We start from the raw sequence: 20,288 nt of genomic DNA, 5'->3' as shown, positions 1-20,288 counted from the left end.
ACCGCAGGGAACTCCTCCCCCGTCAGCCACTTGAAGAACTCAGCAGTGGGCCCATCAATGTCAAGGCCCATAACCCCGCCACCCCCTCAACCACACACCGCTCGAGGCGTCGACGACCGGCCCGATCGGCAGCATGCCCAACAGCCGGCACAGCACCGGCCATGCCTGCTCCAACCGAGAACCAAGCCGACGCATCGCTTGCGCCGCCACTGGAGACCTGACCCCGGCATCGGTCACCAGGAACACCGCAGCTCCGGCAGACTGGTGGGGACGGCCGGCCGGGGACGCCGGCTGCGGTACGACGGGCGTACGGCTCAACGCGCCGGGCGTCAGCTCGGTGGGCACGACCGACGCGCCCGGATAGGCCCGGCTCGTCCCCGGGTCCCCCGCGGCGACGGCGTACGCCAGCGGGCCGAGCTCGACCAACCCCTCGCGCCGCAGCAGGTAGCGACGCTCCGACGCACCCGGCGTACGCAGCAGGAAGAGTTGCCCCACCCGGGTCGGACGACCGTCGATCAGCGGACCGCGGTCGTAGCCGAGCACCCGCGCCAACCACTCGGCGCCCCGCCGGAACCGGTGCCCCTGCCAGACCCGCCAGATCATCTCCGGCTGCCTGAGCTCGTCGGCGTGGGGACGGAGGTGGACCGTCTCCCCCTCGCGGAGCGCGGGAGCAGCTCACCGATCAGCACCTCGGCCGGAATGGTGACCTCGATCCGCCCGGTCTGGGCAACAACGACCAGGCGGAACATCTCTGCGACAGTGGCGGGGGTCACCCTTCCTCGACGGCGCCGGACAGCGCCCGGTTCAATTCCGTTACAAGAAGTTTCCCGCAGGCTAAGACGGTGAGCTGTTGTCACCTGACTGGTGAGGCGGGTGCCCGCCCAGGCGGTGATCGTCGGAAGTGAACGAAGCTCCTGGTAGATGGCCTGGTCCTGCACCGCCTGGCCGAACCGCTGCACGCCTACCACAAAACCACTGGGGCCCCACCCCTGCCCGGCTCGACGCACGGCCTGACCGCCGGGGCGCGCGGCTCAGTCGTCGTCCCGTACGACGGGCGACGCCCGCCCAAACCGATGCGCGTGATCAAGCCATCCCACGCCAAGATCTGCGCCATCGCCACGCTCAAGACCTCGAACTCCTGGCCAAGCTGCACTGCGGCACCACCACGCGCCACAGCATTGCTCGCCGCGAACTTCAGAAAGGGTCACCGCAGCGAGGCGCCCCGGGGCGCCTCGGGGCAGGTCGGGATGCGGAGCCTTGGGCAGGTCGGGATGCGGAAGGCGCAGACTGACAAGCTGGCCGAGGCCCACGGTCTTGAACCAGGTCGGGGGCCGAACCGTCATGAGAAGGACCGCTCCGGACGGCCGGAGGGATCCAGGCACAGGCAGAGAAGGGCGCAGCCATGACCCAGGCGGTAGGAGCCTCAGGCCACCAGCGCACCGCCTTCCACCATCTGCTGCTGCGGATGTCCGGTCGGCTACCAGACGAGCTGATCTTCGCGTGCCGTCGCTAACGGGCCGAGGGGCGAGTTCGTGGAGATCGCCCAAGCGGTGGCCATCGCCGCCCTGGCCGGTCGGGTGGCGATGACCGACACTGATGCCCTCCTACTGTCGGACACTGTTCGGACCGGGTCGGCGCATGACCGCCTCGGCCCCGGGGGTACCGGTTCAGCGCGGACCGCCTGATACGCGAATGAACGCCCGTCTATAAGCTGCGGATTCGCCCGTAGTGTAGGGAGTCACGATGAACAACAACGATCGTCCTTTCTGGACTACTGTCGAACCCGGCTGGCCCACCCGGTCTGAGCGCATCGGGGGCGCCACCCTGGGCGTACCGGTCGCCTGGCAGACGGCTGCGCCGCTGCCGCCCGCTGGCGGTGTCACCGAAACGGCGTTCACCGGACCGCTGCCCGGCGACCTGCTGGCGGTCGGGGTGATGCCCGAAGCCGACCCAGCCCACAATCTCCAGCTGTGGGTCGATGGTGTGCTCGCGTTCGTCGGGGTGCCGCACCCCGCGCTGGCTGACTGGCGATTGATCCAGTGGGCCGCCGAGGGTGAACAGAGCGGCTGGGCAGCCGACCTCGGGATCGACACGTGCGCGACCTACCAGGGCTTCCTGGTGAACGGCCGCGACCTATGCCGCTGCTACGTGATGCTGGCGCGCAGGGGCACCATGGCTTGGCGGATAATCTTGTCGTTCTCGTCCGCGCTCCCCCCCGGCGCCGACAACGACGCCATCGAGGCCGGTGACCATGTCCGCGCGGCAGCCGTCTTCGCCGGACTGACCTTGAACTGACGGTAAGAATGGCGGGGTCGGCTGTGGGCTTACCCCTGAGATGTGGACACCTTGAGACTGGACCGTTCATCCGGAGGAAGGGCTGTCGCAGTCGGGGCATCCATCGACTCACACGGAAGAGATCGTCCCCCACCGCGCCGTCTTCGGCGTCAAGAGGTTGTGCCCGGTATTGACGGTGTCCCGCGCTCCGGGGGTTCACCGCTGAATCGTCCGCGAGCCGGCCCGGCAGACTCGCCGCCTGCCGACGAGGACGCCCTCGCCGAGCAGATCAGGCTCGTCCATTACAACTCCGGAGGAACCTACAGGTCGCCGCCGGCGAGCGTCGAGCTGGGTGCCCTGGGAGGCGGGCCAACCGCAAGCGGGTGGATCGGGCCATGCGGCAGCGGAGGTGGTGGGTCGGCATCTGCGTTGACGCCCTGGGCGCCGCGGTAGCCTCCCGTGGCGGCCGTGTCGACTCCGGGCATTGCCGTGCCTGCTCATCCGCGATGATCACGTCCACCACCGGACCGTCCGGCCCGTCGACGACTCCGACGACCGCCAGACCGGCAGGGCCTAACAGCCGGGTCGTATCCTCAACCATGCCCGTGGCTCGTCTGTTGTGAGCAGCTTGCCTCGGCAACAGGATGATTACCTAGAGCCACGGGCACCTTCCCACCAGGTCCACTCCGGATGGACCTACGGCAGCAGCCGACCCCCCTCAACTTCGTTGAGCCGGAATAACCTTGTCCACATCCCGGGGTGGTCTGAGCTGAGTAGTGGTGAGCTGGCGGCGGTGGGCGCGACTCTTACGGTCCTTCCGGCTCCAATTTCACCTTCGGTTCCGGTTTCGGCTTGAAGAGTTCCAGGTATGCCTCCTCGTAGTCCGCCCAAATGATCCGGTACGGATTCTGCGTCGGATCGAAGGCGTTGTCCAGGGCCACGAGTGCCACGATGGGCTCGGATCGGAGTTCGTTGTTCTTGTCCGGCATGGAGACTATGAACTTCACGAAGATCGAGTTGATGAGTTTTTGGTCGAGCCTCGGGGCTTGACCACTTAGGTCTAGGGCGGTATTGGCGAAGGCGACGGAATTGGCGGCCCCTTCCGCATTCATTTCGTGATTTGCACCGACGGTCATCGAGTACGTCGGGTAGAGCTTGTAGGTTTTTTCCCAGGCTTCCATGCCTTGGTTCTTCTTGATCACGGCGCCGAGATAGAGGCCGAGTATCTTTCCGTTGGCGAGGGAGGGTTGCTCGGCCTTCGGGTCGGTGGTCAGGAACAGCCCCCACTGACCCTCCAGCTGACGATTGTCCTTGTTGAGGTGTTTCGCCAGCATGATGCCGGGCTGCACTATCGCGGCGGGCGCCGGCCGGCCTGCGACCAGTCGGCGGACCTCGGCTTCCACCGCCCGTTCCAGCAGGGGCCACAGCCGCCGGTGCATGTCGTCAATTCCCCCTTCGGGCACTTGAAGCCGGCTATCTTCCGACCTGGCCAGGTCCTTCAGGTAATTCCTGCCCCCGGCCATTCGAGCGGTGATGCGTTCGGCGTTCGCGCGAACGGTGGGATGCACCGCGCCATTGTCGTCGGCGTACGGTTCGTACACCCGCCCGACCGGGTCGTTCGGGTCACGCCACGGGAATGCATTGTCCATCTCGGGGTCCGGCCGTACCCGGTGTTCCACTCGCCGGACGCGAACCACCCGCACATCGTCTGATGTCTCGTCGTAGGGGTAATACCAGTTCCATTCTGTTCGCCCCTGGTCCAGGCGGTGCTTCATGGGCGCCGGCGTCACCTGCCGTCGCGGCTCGATAATGGCAGGGGAGTCGTCACTGATGGCGGTTTCGGCTGTGGCCCGAGGCTGCTGTGCCGGCACCGGCGGCACGTCAGACGACCATGACGGCCCGGGCTGCCGCATGAGCGCGCCAGAGACGTCGTCCTCGACGTCGGACCGCGCCCCCGACTCGCCCGGCTCGGACATCGTCACACCAGGATCAGCGGGATCGCCGGTGTCTGCATGGCGGGCACCTGAGTCGTTCACATCGCCGAGGGCGTCGTCCGCCAAGGCCGCCGACGTCGCCGGCCCGCCCACGCTGGGCTGCCCTGACCCCTGCGCCGGCGACTCCTCCGACAGCCCGAGGGCAGCTTCACGCCACCAGTCGGTCACGCCGCGCCTACCACACATGCCGCCGGACAATTCAGCCACCCGCTGGACGGTGTAGGGGCTATTGGTCTGCGGGTCGGTCTCCCCCCGCAACCCGAGGACCCACGACCGGACCCATCCCAACACCGCGCGATCCAGCCCAGTCCTCGCGTTGCCGTTCAACTGGTACCCGTGCAGCTGCTGCGCAAGCTCCCCCTGCTGCAGCTGCTGCAGGTACTCCCGTAACGTCGACACCCCACCAACGCCCGGCCGCCACTCCAACACATGCCTCGGAGGCTCCCGCAGTTGCTTGCCATGCCAGTCCCACCACACGGACACCGTCCCTTTTGCGACCATGCCGCCGGACAGCCCGGCCACCTGCACGGCGTTGTAGGGAACATTCGTCTGCGGTTGAGGCTCTCCCTTCAACCCGAGAACCCACGACCGGACCCAACCCATCACGTCGCGATCCAGACCCGTCTTTGCATCGCCGTTCAGTAGGCGTCCCCGCAGCAGCTGTGACAGCTCCCCCTGCCCCTGTTGCTCCTGCTGCAGGTACTCCCGCAACGTCGCCGGCCCGCCCGGGCTGGGCCGCCACTTCAACACCTGCGCCGGCTGCTCCGGTCGCTTCCTGTGCCACCATCTGGACACCATGGTTGGGCTGATCATGCCGCCGGACAGGGTGGACACCTTCCTGTGCGTGTAGGGCTGGCCGGTGTCGGGGTCCATTTCTTCCGCCATTGCGAGGATCCACGACCTGAACCATTCCACCATCCCGTAACCCAGGTTCTGGGCGTTGCCGTCCAGCGAGTGCCCGCGAAGCAGTGCTGACAGCTCCCCCTGCCCCTGTTGCTCCTGCTGCAGGTACTCCCGCAACGTCGACACCCCACCGACGCCCGGCCGCCACTTCAACACCTGCGCCGGCGGCTCCGGCGGCAGACTCCGGGTATCAGCATCCCACCATTTGGTCACCCCGGCTTGGCTGACCATGCCGCCAGACAGGTCGGCCACCATCTTGGCCGTGTAGAGCCTGCGTGTGGTGACGGGGTCGGCCTTCCCCAACTCGCGAGCCCACAACCTGACCCACTCCACCACGCCGCGGTCCAGCCCGTTCTTGGCGTCGCCATCCAGCGAGTGCCCCTGCAGCAGCTTCGAAAGCTCCCCTCGCTGCAGCTGCTTCAGGTACTCCCGCAGCGTCGACACCCCACCGACGCCCGGCCGCCACTCCAACACCTGCGCCGGCGGCGCCGACCGCAGACGCGGGACTTCATTACCCCACCAGTTGGACACTGCTCTTCGGGTCACCATGCCGCCGGACACGGCGGCCACCTTCTGGGCGGTGTAGCGGTGAGCTGTGCCGGGAATGGTCTCCTTCTTCAACTCGAGGGTCCACAACCTGACCCAGTTGACCATTGCGGGATCCAAAGCCTTAGCGCGGGCGGTCAGCGGGTGGCCGTGCAGTAGCTGCGACAGCTCCCCTTGCTGCAGCTGCTGCAGGTACTCCCGCAACGTCGACGCCCCACCGACGCCCGGCCGCCACTCCAACACCTGCACCGGTGGAGTCGACGGCAGTGGAGAAGAGCCCGGCCCCGCGTAAGTCACCATGATCACATCAGATGGCCCGTTCTCCATACCGGACCGCGCCTCCGACCCGCCCGGCCCGGACATCGTCACATCATGATTAACAGAATCGCCCGGGTCTGCACTCCTGCCCTGGTCCTGCAGCCAGATGCTCCCCAGCAACTGCGGCAGATCGCCGTGACCCGCATCTGCCTCTGGCGAAGCCGGTACCGCAGCGTTGTAGTGGTTGTAGTTGTCCGGGTTCGCCGGGTCGGCTGCGGTGTGGTACAAGATGACCGGCCGACCCGTGGGCGGGCCGTACACGTCCGTTGGATTAACCCCGCTCCGGGTAGCTCGCAGGATGGTGACCCGGCTACCGGTCGCGTGGGCCAGCAGCGGGGCCAGGAACTCTCCGGCCGGGCTCGTCCACAAGCTGCGCCAGTTGCGGATCGCTGAGCGCACCTGGCGCTGTTCCCAAGCGTCGAGCGGGCGGTCCGAACTAGTCAGCACATGCGCCAGGTAGTCGCGGACGCGCTGCTCATCCAGCGAGCGCACCGGGAAACCCTGGCCCTGCTGGTTGATGAAGTCCAGCTGTCGCTGTGGTACGTCGGTCAGCCTGCCGGGGTTTGCCATCCCGGCACGCACCGTGCGATAACGCTGCTGGATCGCATCGGCACTCAGGTAGGCGGCATCGATGACGAGGCCGCCGGCAAGCCCCTCAATCGTCTCGTACAGCTGCTCGAGGCCCGTGTTTTCCGCCTCTTCACTGCGATCGGCCAAGAAGTTAATTCGCTGAGCGGTCACATCCGCAGGCAGCTGCCCGACATTGGTATCCAGGTACCGCTCGACATGATCGCGCAGCAACGCCGCCGTCCGCGCGAGCTCGGAGGTGACCGGCACCTGTTGGCCGACCAGCCGGGCGATGCTGCCACGCACCGACTCGGAATTGGACAGGAACGCGTGTAGGTCAGCCGGCAGATACGTATCCAGCACCTGGCGGACCAGGAACGGATCAGTGGCGATGAACGCGTACAACAGACAATGACCGTCGCCGGGTACGACGAACATCGGGTCCGATCCGATCCGCGCCGCGGCCCCCGGCTGCGGCGCGGACCCCGAAGCCCCGGTCGCCTGACTACTCACGAGCGCCGCCGCCTCGGCCAGCACGGCCAGGCCAGAGATGTCGACTCCGGTGCGGGACCGTGCCCCCGACCCGCCCGGCTCGGACATCGTCACGTCAGAATGAACGAATTCGCCCGTGTCTACCTGGCCGGCACCCGTCACGCCCGCATCGCCAAGAGCCGCGTCTGCCACCGGCGGAGGCTGCAGGACGGGCCTACTCCACACGCCGTCGACTCTGGAAGACACGTGAGCCTCGAAGACCCCGTACCGGCCCGCCCGCGCATCTTCCGCGGCGGCCGGTGGATTAGCACCACGGCGACGCTTACCACCCGACCCTGCCGTCTGTGGACCATCAGGCTGGTCTGCAGCGAGGCGTTTACGGGTGGAATGTCTGTCCACCACCGTGCCCGGGGTCTCGTCGCCGAGGCGGAGGTGATCCGGCTCGGCGAGCACAGTCGGCGCGGGCACCTCCGGATCGACCACCGCATCCCGGGCAGAATCCCGCTCTCCGAACGGCACCGCCGCCACGCCGTCGAAGGGCCGGACCTCCCCCTCGACCTCATCGTTGACGACGTCCCACGCAGAGCCCTCCGCGGTGAACAGCTGCCAACTCTCACCGCCGGCCGTGAACAGGTCCGCCCGAGAGCCCGCCAAACTCACGAACAGGTCCGTCGCCGGAGCCACCACATCTCGTCCCAACGCCAAAGCGAGACGGTGAGCGAATCCCTCCGGCAGCGCCCCGCTCGCGCAGGACAGCAGGGCCACCGTGGCGTCCACGGCCAACTCACCCTCGACCAACCTCGCCAACTGCTCAGGCGACAGCCAAACCTCCCCCGCCGTCCCGCCCCGGAGCACCGGCACCCGCACCAACCCACCAACCGGATGAACCAGCACCGGCACACTCCTGGAATCCGGCACCAACTGACGGCCCACCAGCCGAGCCGCCTGATCCTCCGGGAGCAACACCCACGCGCTACGCGCCTCCGGCAACCGCCGCACCAGCACCTCGGCGCCGTCAGCAAACCACCTGCCGTCCTCCGCCCGAACCAACTGAGCGACCAGCGGAGCCGAACTACCCCCACCATCCGACTCCCCCGAACCCAACGGGAACCCGACAACCCCGTCCGGCTCACGCGAAACCGGCACCGCCTCGCCCCGAGAGGGTTCGTGGGCCTGGTTGGTCTGGTTATGTGTTTCGGCGGACACGACACGTTGCGAAGCGGCGGGCTGCCTGCCCGCGGCGGCGGGCGGCCGTTCCGGGAGTGCGGCCGCGGGCTGGTGCGGCGGTTGCGGGCGCGGGCGGATGTGCACGGGCAGCTCGCCGAACAGGCGGGACAGACGCCTGCTCCAGCCGGTAAGCACATTCGATGTCCCATGCCGCCCGCGCCGGACAGCGGGGTCGCGATCCTGCCGCGAGGATTCGGACTCACTCTGGCTGGGCTCATCACGGGGCGTTGGGGGCACCATGGTGGTCGCGTCCGGGTCCGAGGCCACCGGAACAGCGTCGACATCGGCCGGCGACTGCCCAACCAGGCTCCCCCACGCCTCGGACGCCAATCCGACGGCGAGGTTGGCAGAATGGGCCGCTGGCTCCTGATCACCCTTCGGCGGCACTCGAAGGCCCACCACGCTGGCCGTGATCTGCCCGTGGCGCGGCGCGGACGGCGGCAGGGGAGAGGCGTCCCCCGAGCCGAGCGCCGTGATCAGGATATCGTCGTCACGCGCGGCCACGTCCGACCGCCCGGCACCGGCAGCAGGTGCTTTCGCTCTCGGCGCCGGCCCACCGTGCGGGAGCACCCGACCATCCGGCGCGAGAATGATGGTGCGGGACACAAGATTCGATCTCGTGGGCGGACCAGCTGGCGAGAGCCGATGCCTGCCCGCAAGCTGCGGCCGGATCAGGAGTAGCTGGCCAGCCTCGTTCAGCAGCACGGCGGTGTCCGTGGCGCCGCCGCGGAGGTCGGTCCGGACCAGCGCCATACTGCCGCTGCCCGATTGCTTGAGGATGTCGGCGAGTTGCGTCCAGGAGCTCACCGGGCTCCAGCCGGCAAGGAGGTGTTCCGCCAGCGCGGCTTCCGCGTGCCGCCCCTGGAAGGTCCTTCTCCCGGTCGCCAGCCGGCTGTGGGTCGTGGGGTGCACGGCGGCGACGAACTCGGCCAGGCACCGGATCGCGTGGTCCGGTTGGGCCAACTCCGAACCGAAGACCTCGTTCAACTGGCGATGCACCCGGGCCGGGCCACTCGGCGGCGCCACCGGTCTGGTCCGCTCGTCCCACCGCCAGACCTCACCGTGGTCGGCCGGACCGAGCATCGCCCACACGTCCGGCGGGAGATCGACCGTCGCGCGCTTGAGCTCCAGGTTCGTCCCGACCGCCTCCCAGACGTCGGTGACCGTGTTTACCCGCGGTGCGAGGTACGGGTCCTGGAGAATGAACGTGATGATCGCCCGCCACGCCGCCGCGGGGTGCGGCAGGCCGTTCACCACCGACGCCACCGAAGTCAGGTGGAGGTCACCACGACGGTTGAACAGGCCGCGGATCAGCGTGGCCGCGACCCGGCGGACCACCTCGGGTTCCTCCCGCTGGCTGTACCGGCGTCGCGACGCGAACGTCACATCGGGTACCCAACTGTTGCCGTGCATGTCCTCCAAGGTGACGAGTCCGGGCACCTCCTGCACCTGCACGCCGAACCGCAACAGGCCGTCCCGCACCGCGTTCGGACCCGTCCGGCTCATCACCGAGCGGGCGCGCACGGAACGGACGAACCTTTCGTACGGGTCCGTGCTCGGTGGCGCGTCGTCCTCGCCGAGCAGGCTCATCTGGTCGACCTCGTACCTGCCTCTGATCTCGGTCAGCGCCAGCATCGTGAGGGGATGCCGCCGGGTGGCCAGGATGAGGTTCTGGTTGATGCCGAGCCCGTCGGCCAGTCTCGTTCGATACAACCCCGCACCACCCGTCGTGGCGATGCCCGCGAGTTCCCTCATCAGCCGAGGCTCGGCCCCAGGGCTTGCCGGCAGTCGGTTGTCGCCGTCGCTGTACACGCCACCGAACCGGAACAGGATCTCGTGTCGCAGGATGTCGGACGCCGCCGCGTACCCGGAGCCGGTCTGTTTCGCCAGCTCCGTGCGGAATTGACGGTTCAGCTCCATCGGGGCGTCCGCGTGGAACACATCCCCGAAGAAAACGGGTGTGATAAGGAGATCACGGGCCCAGGTGAGCATGCTCTGCACCGCCGGCGTCGGGTTGGCGGTCGCCGAGCGAGGCACGTCGGTCCACAGCACGAACGAGATCCCGTAAGCCCTCATGCGCTGCGCGAGGTCGCCGAAGTAATGCCGGAATTCGGCCGTCGTCTCGCGCTCGTCGGTCAGCGGGCTACCCAGCCAGATGCCGTGGATCACCTTCGGCACCGCCGGCGGGTTTGGCCCGTACCGCAGTTCGGGCAGGATCTTCTGGCTCGTCGTCCAGGGCAGCGGCTCTGCCCGCAGTGGACCCTGCCAGACCGCGTCCGGATCGTGCCGCAGCCGACCGATGACGGGTGACTGCGCCCGGCCGGAGACGAGGCTCAGCTTCCGCAGGAAACCAGCAACCTGGTCTGCCTCGAGCGCCTGCTGGTCAAAGCCTTTGAGGAACGATGGTGGCGGCGGCGCCCACCGGACGCCCATGACGTCGGGGCCCATCGAATACGGATCCATCGGCGGCGCGACGCGCGTCACCGACTGGTACAGATGATGCAGCAGGGCCGTGGAACGTCTGTCCACCACCGTGCCCGGGGTCTCGTCGCCGAGGCGGAGGTGATCCGGCTCGGCGAGCACAGTCGGCGCGGGCACCTCCGGATCGACCACCGCATCCCGGGCAGAATCCCGCTCTCCGAACGGCACCGCCGCCACGCCGTCGAAGGGCCGGACCTCCCCCTCGACCTCATCGTTGACGACGTCCCACGCAGAGCCCTCCGCGGTGAACAGCTGCCAACTCTCACCGCCGGCCGTGAACAGGTCCGCCCGAGAGCCCGCCAAACTCACGAACAGGTCCGTCGCCGGAGCCACCACATCTCGTCCCAACGCCAAAGCGAGACGGTGAGCGAATCCCTCCGGCAGCGCCCCGCTCGCGCAGGACAGCAGGGCCACCGTGGCGTCCACGGCCAACTCACCCTCGACCAACCTCGCCAACTGCTCAGGCGACAGCCAAACCTCCCCCGCCGTCCCGCCCCGGAGCACCGGCACCCGCACCAACCCACCAACCGGATGAACCAGCACCGGCACACTCCTGGAATCCGGCACCAACTGACGGCCCACCAGCCGAGCCGCCTGATCCTCCGGGAGCAACACCCACGCGCTACGCGCCTCCGGCAACCGCCGCACCAGCACCTCGGCGCCGTCAGCAAACCACCTGCCGTCCTCCGCCCGAACCAACTGAGCGACCAGCGGAGCCGAACTACCCCCACCATCCGACTCCCCCGAACCCAACGGGAACCCGACAACCCCGTCCGGCTCACGCGAAACCGGCACCGCCTCGCCCCGAGAGGGTTCGTGGGCCTGGTTGGTCTGGTTATGTGTTTCGGCGGACACGACACGTTGCGAAGCGGCGGGCTGCCTGCCCGCGGCGGCGGGCGGCCGTTCCGGGAGTGCGGCCGCGGGCTGGTGCGGCGGTTGCGGGCGCGGGCGGATGTGCACGGGCAGCTCGCCGAACAGGCGGGACAGACGCCTGCTCCAGCCGGTAAGCACATTCGATGTCCCATGCCGCCCGCGCCGGACAGCGGGGTCGCGATCCTGCCGCGAGGATTCGGACTCACTCTGGCTGGGCTCATCACGGGGCGTTGGGGGCACCATGGTGGTCGCGTCCGGGTCCGAGGCCACCGGAACAGCGTCGACATCGGCCGGCGACTGCCCAACCCCAGAAGAAGAAAGCACTGACGTCTGCGCGGCGTCCGCGCGTGCGGACCCCTCGCGCCAAGGCTCCTCCTGCGGGAGCGGCGCTGCGTTGCTGGGCTCCTCGAAATATGCGGGTGGCTGTTCGTGCAACTCCCAACGGCCCTCAACAAGGATGACTTTTCCTCGAAGGTTCCGCAGGTCGACGATGGCCCAGCGCCGATTGCCCTCCGCGACATACCGGACGCGTCGCCTGGGTACCCGGATCTTGGTAGTGCTGCCCAGCCGCATGCCGCTCAGCCGGGCCACACCGACGTGACCCCCGAAGCGCCACGCATCCAGCGCCGCACTCTCCTTGGCGGGGTCAGGGTGGAGTAGGTCCAGCTTCAGCTCCACCCAATCCGCGCCAGGCGTGGCCGCCGTCGGATCGTCAACGGCACTCTCAAACGCCCGCCGGGCCAAGTCGTACACCCCTCGCGGATGCAACTTCAGGGGGGATGAGGCCAGGATGTCCAAAGCCTCCCTCAGCGTCCCGTTCCGTACACCCTCGTGTTTGACGTGCAACAACCCATCAAGGAAGGGCCCAAGCTCAACGGGAAGGGACCCGTCCACCGAAAACCCGCTGACGTGTGTGAAATTTTCATCGCTCGTTTCCGCACGCCAGCGCCCGTGAAAGGAGGTGACAACGACCACTCCGAGCCTTTTCAATCCGGAAACAAATGCGGACTCCCGGGGTACGTTGGGGAGGACGACGACGGGCATCCCTATATCCGCATGGTGCAGCGGCAACAACTCCCTGTACTCGTCTTCGTTTCTCCAGCCATCGACCCAAATGAGCGTTCCGGTCGGACCGACTCCGTCGGCTTCGTTGTTTGGCCGACCGAACTCAATGGTGAGCCGTTCGCTGTAGGGAATTGACAGCACAAGATGCGCGGGCGCTGGGGTGACTATCTGCAGGCCGTTCCGGTACTGGGTCACCCACTCCAGCGCGACGTGGCGAGCGTTGAAATCCTCGGTCACCACCATCGCCAACGACGCTGCCTCCGCATCGGTAGCCGGCAGCCATACCACCGCCACATTGGACGGTTGTTCCCGGACAACACCTGCTGCGTCAGGTTCCATCCGCCCATAAATCCGGTGAACCCTCGCTGGCCCACCCTCCCGTGGCACCCGCCACTGCGCCCCCGGAGTCAACAGTTGCGCCAATGTCCGCGGATCATCGAGCGGCACCCGCAGCTCGGAAGCCCACTGCAGCTCCTGGCCCGACATCGTCAGATAGTGGCGTAGCAGCTGCAGACTGAGCGGAGCAGGGTTGGCATCCGACCCAGGCCGCGTCTTACGGAACGCAGAAGACAAACTAGTTTTGGACCACCCATAGCCACGTGTGTGGTATTTCACTGAGGTTAGTTGTTCGCCCCACTCGCCAGTCGCAACAACCCATCCGGCGGTCGGCCGAAGGTGTGAGCCATGCACCTTCCGAAATTCAATTTCCTGTTGAACCTTGTCCCCGAAGGCCTTCGCCACACGCTCGGACACCCCGATCGGCACGAGCACCAGCGGCCAGGCATAGTTCACCGAACCCGCCAAACGATCCAGAAAATCTATCTCCGACCACAACTGCCCCATTGCCGAAACGTAATGTTTGCCGTCAACAGTTACGAGCTCAAATACTGCGGCATTCACCTTCCCGTCTAGTTTGGCGCTGTCGGCAACAACCGCGTCGACAGCCTTCGTCATCTCCGCGCCGTACGCGGCCACGTCAGTGGCTGGTGCTGGCGCCGGCTGCACCAGCCACACGCGGGGTCGCACTTGCCGTACTACTGTTGAACCCCATCCGAGCCCCGAAGCACCTGCCACCTCACCCCACGACGACGGGCCATTCACCACGGTCCGTCGCGCCGACGCTGCACCCGACGTACCCGCAGCAATCGTCCCCCCGTGACCCGGAACAGCCGCCGCCCCACCGGTCTCGGACTTTTTTGGCCGTTCGTCAACCGACGCCGAAGGAGCTACCTGCGACGGCCCATCCCCCAGCGTCGAATCCCCCACGCTCGAGGCCAGCCCGTCAACCGGTACGTCCCCGCGCGCACCGGCCAACGACACCAAACCGCCCGACAGGCCGGCAACCGAACCCGGTTCAGTCTCACCCGGGCCCGGCTCGAGGAGCGCACCGTCCCTTAGCCTGGAGGCCACCCGGGGCAGCGGAGTTTTCTCGTCTGCATGACGAGCAAGCTTTTCGTACCCGAGTGGCTGCTCGTGCAGTGGAACTTCCCCGCCTGCATGGCGGCCAGGCTCGTACGCCGTTGGCCACCCGCTCAACCGCCAACTACCCTCATCAAAGGTGGATTCCGCTCGGAGGCTGCGCAAATCGACGATCAACCAGTGCTGGCCGTCCTCGACATACCTGACGTACCGCTCGGGCAGCCTGACGCTGGTGGTGCGCCCAGGCCGCACATCGCCCAGCCGAACGACACCGACGTCACCTGTGTAGAACCACGCATTCAGCGCCTTATTCGGCTTTCCGAGGTCACGGTCCGGGAATGGCAACTCCAGCTCCACCCAATCCTCGCCCCGCCGGACGCTCTGATCGGGTTCAACGCCTTGCTCAAACGCCCGTCGGGCCGATTCGTACGCCCCTTCTGGATGCCGCTTAAGAGGAGCTGATACCAAGAGCTCCAATGCCTGCCGCGGCGTCCCGGTCCATACACCCTCGTGCGTGACTTGCAACAACTTAACAAGGTTGGGCAGAAGATCCGGGCCATTCGCCGGCGCGCTTACGCCACGCCCGTCCACGAACCAATACGGATTTCCATACCTTATTCGATCGGGGTGGCGTTTGGTCGGGCGAGCTTCGAAGGAGGTGACAACAACCACCTCAAGCTTGGCCAACTGGGCAGTAAACGGAGAATTGCGGGATACGTTCGGCAGGACGACGACGGGTTCGCCCGCACCCGCAGGACGCGACGGCAGCAACTCCTTATACTCGACTGCACTCTTCCAGCCATCGACCCAAATAAACGTTCCAGCCGAGCCAAATCCATCGGCGTCTGTGTTAAGCCGACCGGACTCAATAGTGAGCCGGTCGTTGTGGGGAAGCGACAACGCATGATACGCAGGCACTGGGGTAACCACCTGCAAGCCGTTCCGGTAGTGGGTCACCCAATCCAGCGCGACATGGTAGTCGTCAAAGTAACTGGTCACCACCATCACCGACAACGCCGGCTCCGTCTCGGTAGCCGGCAGCCGCACTACCGCCACACCGGACGGTTGTTCCCGGAGGACACCCGCTGCGTCAGGTTCCCTCCGGCCATAAATCCGGTGAACCCTCGCCGGCTCACCCTCCCGCGGCACCGGCCACACCGCACCCGGAACCAACAGCTGCGCCAATGACCGTGGATCATCGAACGGCACCCGCAGCTCGGAAGCCCACTCCACCTCCTGGCTCGACGCTGCCGCATAGTCGGGAGGTTTGATGTTTCCTCCCACACCGGTAGGGGAAACGGGCAATTTCACCCGACGACCCCTCTCCCATGCCCACCGCAGCTGCTCCACCTCCACCGGCACAGGCTTGGCATCGACCGGCACAGGGTCAGCCTTGGACACCGACCGGGTGCGACTGAGCGCGTCAGCCAAGCTGGTGAACAACCGGTGACTGGTAGGTTCGTAGTAGCGTACCGATTCCGGCTCTTCGTTCCACTTACCAGTCGCAACAGTCCACCCGGCGGTCGGCCGAACGCGAGCTTTCCGCGCATGCCGATGCTCGAGCTCCCATTTGATTCTGGACTCGAATGCCTCCGCGTGCTTGGAACCCTGAATCGGTACGAGAACCAGCGGCCAGGCGTAGTTCACCGAACTCGCTATACGATCCAAAAATTCCTTTGCCGACCACAAGTGATCCATGGCGGCGACCCGCGGTTTTCCATCGACCTCTCTGAGTTCGAACAGGACAACATTCGCCTTCGTGTCCAGCTTGGACACGTGATCAAGAACTACGCCGGCAGCCTTCACCACCTCCGCGTCATACGCGATCGCTTCATCGACTGGTTTTCGCGCCGGCTGCACCAGCCACACCCAGGGCCGTACTTGCCGTACCGCTGTTGGACCCCATCCGAACCCCGAAGGGCCCACCACCTCACCCCACGACGACGGACCATTCACCACGGTCCTTCGCGTCGACGCTTCCCCCGACTTACCCGCAGCAGTCGTCCCCTCATGATCCGAGGCAGCGGCCACCCCACGGATCGACTGCTGGTCAAAGCGTTTCTCGTCGCCGAGGCGGAGGTGATCCGGCTCGGCGAGCACAGTCGGCGCGGACACCTCCGGATCGACCACCGCATCCCGGGCAGAATCCCGCTCTCCGAACGGCACCGCCGCCACCTGCCTGCCTTCGGACGTGCCCTCCTGAACGAACGCGCGAGAACCAGCGGCCGGGGGCTGAACCGGACGCCACGCGGCCGATGGCGGATTCAGCGGTGATCGCGAAGCGCGGGCCTGCGCCACCTGGCCGGCCAACTCGGCGGCGTCGTGCACTGTGGCGTCCGAAGTCAGGGCACGCCGCACCACGCCATCGATCTCGGCCAGTACTTCCGGCGGGGCGCCGCCGGCGTACGGCCGCACAATCGCGGCCACTTCATGATCCACCCTTGGGGAACCAGTTCGCGGTTGGTCGGAACGGGCTCCACCCCGCAGCTGCCCGCGCATGCCGGGGTGTCGAATCTCGCCAGCTATCGCTTCAGCGAGCACCGGTAGCACGGTCCTGCCGATTTCGCCGTCGGGGTAGCGTGCCTGCCGCGCGGCGGCGACCTCGCTGGGGCTTACCGCGGGATGGCCGGCCTTGCGGAGCTCTGCGTTCACGAAGGCAGTGAGATCGGGATCAGCCACCGGCGTCGGCATCGGGCGCGGCCCGGACAGCACGGACGGCGGCATCGGACGCGGCCCAGACGGCACCACCCGCGGCACGGACGGCGGCACCGGACCCGGCCCGGACGGCGGCATCGGACGCGGCCCAGACGGCACCACCCGCGGCACGGACGGCGGCACCGGACCCGGCCCGGACGGCGGCATCGGACGCGGCCCAGACGGCACCACCCGCGGCACGGACGGCGGCACCGGACCCGGCCCGGACGGCGGCATCGGACGCGGCCCAGACGGCACCACCCGCGGCACGGACGGCGGCACCGGACCCGGCCCGGACGGCGGCATCGGACGCGGCCCAGACGGCACCACCCGCGGCACGGACGGCGGCACCGGACGCGGCCCAGACGGCACCACCCGCGGCACGGACGGCGGCACCGGACCCGGCCCAGACGGCAGTCCGGCCGCCCGCGAGTGATCCAGAACATACCCGTATGCCATCACGTCGCACAGATCAAGGTCGAACTCGGCGGCTCTTGTGGGGCCAGCCGCAAGCTTCAGGCCCCGTTTCTTGTAGACACGGCCGCGCTTTCCCCACGGGTTACGGAGCCTCAGGAACTTCCTGCCGGTAGCGGGGTCCGTTCGCACACCAAGAATCGTGTACACGTGCGTGGAAACCAGCCCCGGCACCAGCTTGGTGTTCTCGCTCCCGGTGTCCCCCCAATTCTGGAGGCCGAGAGCCGCGTGGCCGCCGCTCGCCAGCACGTCGCGGACCCCGTCGTACAGCTGTTGGGCGGTGTCGCTGTACCTTCCGGTGCCCAACGGCCCCTCCAGCATGCGCTCTGTATACCTCTCGAGGAGGAGACGAGCTTCACTCTCGCGCGCTTGGTTCACCACGAACTCCCGCTCGGCATGCACGCCGGGCAGAAGCTTGAGATCCAGAGTCTTGACCGTCTCGTGGTACTCCTGTGCGGCATGGCGACTCAGACCAACGCGTTCCTGCAGCTCCTCAGCGGACATAACAAACGGGTGCGGGTCTCGGCTAGCCAGAAGCCTCCCGGGGCCCACGCCTTGCCCCGGCGCCGTGATGAAATCCCGACTGCCAGGCTGGCCGGTCAGAGCCGTAAAAGCCTCGTAGGCCCTGCCGCCGTGAATTGCGTTGTATCCCCCGGCCCGGAGCGCGAAGCCCTTCTCGATCATCGCCACCGAGAGCGGGTTCGCATACAGCGGCTCGCCACTCGGCGTCGTGTGCAGCCTCTTGTCCATCCGCCGCCCGATGCGCCGCCAGCGGCCTAGCTCGTCGCGCTCGTACAAATACACCATCACGGTCCCGTCAGGCAGCTCCTGCACAATCTGCTCCAAAGGGTTCGAGTCCTGGCCCTGGTTGAGCAGCGAGGCCTGCTCCAAAGGGTTCGAGTCCTGGCCCTGGTTGAGCAGCGAGGCCTGCTCCAAAGGGTTCGAGTCCTGGCCCTGGTTGAGCAGCGAGCCGACAGTGGCGATCAGGTAGCAGTCACCGAGCCTTCCTTGATGCACCTCGGCGAGCTCGGTTCGGCCGGTGGGGCCGAACGTCGGGACCCCGGTGAAGTCAGTGACCGTAGGCGTTGCCTCAAGAATCTCGACCGCGTCCGCCGGCAGCCCCACGGCGGCAGCCCAAAGGTCCCGCCGTACCTGGACGTGCGCAGGAAACGCGGGGTGGGGTTCCGTCACGTATACGCGATCTCCCTTCTTGAACGGGTCGACGTCACGCGTGACCCGCCCCTCGCGGTCACGAGCCGGCGGCATCGGCAGAACGGATGTTGACGGGCGAGCGAGCTCGCTCTCGATGCCGGATGCGCCATAACGGGGATAGGCGGTGCGGTCCACCTGGGCGCGGGCGGCGGAGCCGGACTCGACCGCGGAGTGGATGGCGCGGTCATTGACGCGCCCGCCCGGGTCCACCAGCAGCGCGCGGATGGCGATGTCGGCTTCGAGATCGTCGATGCCGGTCCAGCCCGGCCGGGAATCGCGGTCCGGATCCACGATCGTGACCCGCGCACCGGCCGGTGCCTGCGGGTCGACCAGAGCGATCTGCCCGTCGTAAGTGTGGTGGTAGAAGAGCGCATGACCGCGCCGCAGACTGGGCCGCTCCACCAGAAGGAACGCGGCGCTGCCCGGGCCCGCGTCACGGACCGCCCGCTCCACCGCCAGCCGCGAGGAAGCCAGCGGCCAGCGAATCGGACTCGCGAAGTGCTCGGTACCAAGTCGGGTACCCACCGTCAGGTCATCGGTATAGGTGGCCGCCCGGACACCGGTCGGGAACACCCGCCAGCGCGCCTCGTCGAGCAGAACCAGGCAATTATCTGGCCTGTCCGGTACCCCGAGCCGGGTGACCAGGTCATCGGCCATCCTACGTAAACCCTGAACAGTCAACCGCGCGTTCTCGTGCGGGAACAGCCGCTCCCGGGCGTACCGCGCCCGGTCGGTGGGCTTCGCGGGCAGTCGCCGCACCGATGCCGGCTTCGGCTCGGCCAGCGGGTCGGCAAGCGCGCCCGCGGGTGCGTCGCTGAAGGCCCGCTCCTCCTCGGCGCGGACCGGACCCGGCTCGTCGGGCGGCGCCGGCGTGGTCGTGACGGCGGACCCCACCGCGGTGATCGGGCCGCGGAGGTCCTGCAGCTCGACAGGTGACTCGTCGGACCCGTCCACGGGCGACGCGGTGGCCTGTTCGCCGGCCTCATCCAACGCCAGCGCGGGCTCGGCGGGCGGGACCACGGCCGCCCCGGTGTGCCGCGACAACGGCACCGCCGGACTGCTGGCGGCCGATGCCAACTGCGGAGAAGGAGAGCCGGCCGGCGGGAGAGACGTCAAGAGCCCAGCGCCGGTCGGCGGGACGGGCGCCAACGGGGTGGGCCCGCCCGGCCCGCCCGCTGTCGCCCGGCCATGTCCGTGTCCCGACGTCGCGGGGGCGGCATGCGTCGTGGGCGTGGCGGCGATGCTGGTGGTCCCCGAGGTCACACCAGAAGTGACCCGGGTGACGTCCACAGCGCCATCGGCGCTCGTGCCGCTCCGCGCGGGACGGGATGCGGCGCTACTGCCATCGGAAACGGGCACGGGGCTGGGAGCGGGGATGGGCTTGGTGGGGCTACCGGGTGTGGCACCCGCCGCTGCCGGACCGGCGGACGTCGCGGACCCGGCGGACGCGGACCCGGCGGACGCGGACCCGGCGGACGCGGACCCGGCGGACGCGGACCCGGCGGACGCGGACCCGGCGGACGCGGACCCGGCGGACGCGGACCCGGCGGACGCGGACCCGGCGGACGCGGACCCGGCGGATGCGGACCCGGAGGGTGCGGGTGCTGCGGATGCAGGCGCGGTGGACCCGACCGGAGTGGGCGCGGGCGTCGTGGAACCGGTCGTCGCGGAGCCGGCGGTCGCCGGACCGGGCATGGTGGGTGTGCTGGCCGGCGTCGGTGTGGTGGTGGCCGCAGCAGCCGTCTGAAC

4 protein-coding genes are annotated in these 20,288 nt (G+C 67.9%); 1 reads left to right on the top strand and 3 read right to left on the bottom strand.

Going from position 1 to position 20,288, the window contains the following annotated elements; all coding sequences use genetic code 11:
• Positions 1-60: 60 nt before the first annotated feature.
• A complete protein-coding gene (locus tag AC5L3Z_RS29345) occupies positions 61-603 on the bottom strand; it encodes a hypothetical protein (RefSeq protein ID WP_494846606.1) in 543 nt (180 codons plus the stop codon).
• A gap of 1,140 nt (positions 604-1,743) precedes the next feature.
• Between AC5L3Z_RS29345 and AC5L3Z_RS29340 the strand changes: the two genes are divergently transcribed.
• Positions 1,744-2,295, top strand: coding sequence for a hypothetical protein (locus AC5L3Z_RS29340; protein ID WP_494846604.1), 552 nt, complete (start codon positions 1,744-1,746; stop codon positions 2,293-2,295).
• A 785-nt stretch (positions 2,296-3,080) separates the two neighbouring features.
• Here the strand turns inward: AC5L3Z_RS29340 and AC5L3Z_RS29335 are convergent.
• Entirely contained in the window at positions 3,081-19,589 is a 16,509-nt protein-coding gene (locus AC5L3Z_RS29335; protein WP_494846602.1) for a DUF8616 domain-containing protein, read from the bottom strand.
• 340 nt (positions 19,590-19,929) lie between these two features.
• Positions 19,930-20,288: hypothetical protein (locus AC5L3Z_RS29330; protein ID WP_494846600.1), on the bottom strand; the 359-nt coding region annotated here is incomplete at its 5' end.

The organism is Micromonospora sp. LZ37 (genome assembly GCF_059359015.1).
Note: the sequence above shows the minus strand (reverse complement) of the source record. Positions and strands in the feature narration are given on the sequence as shown.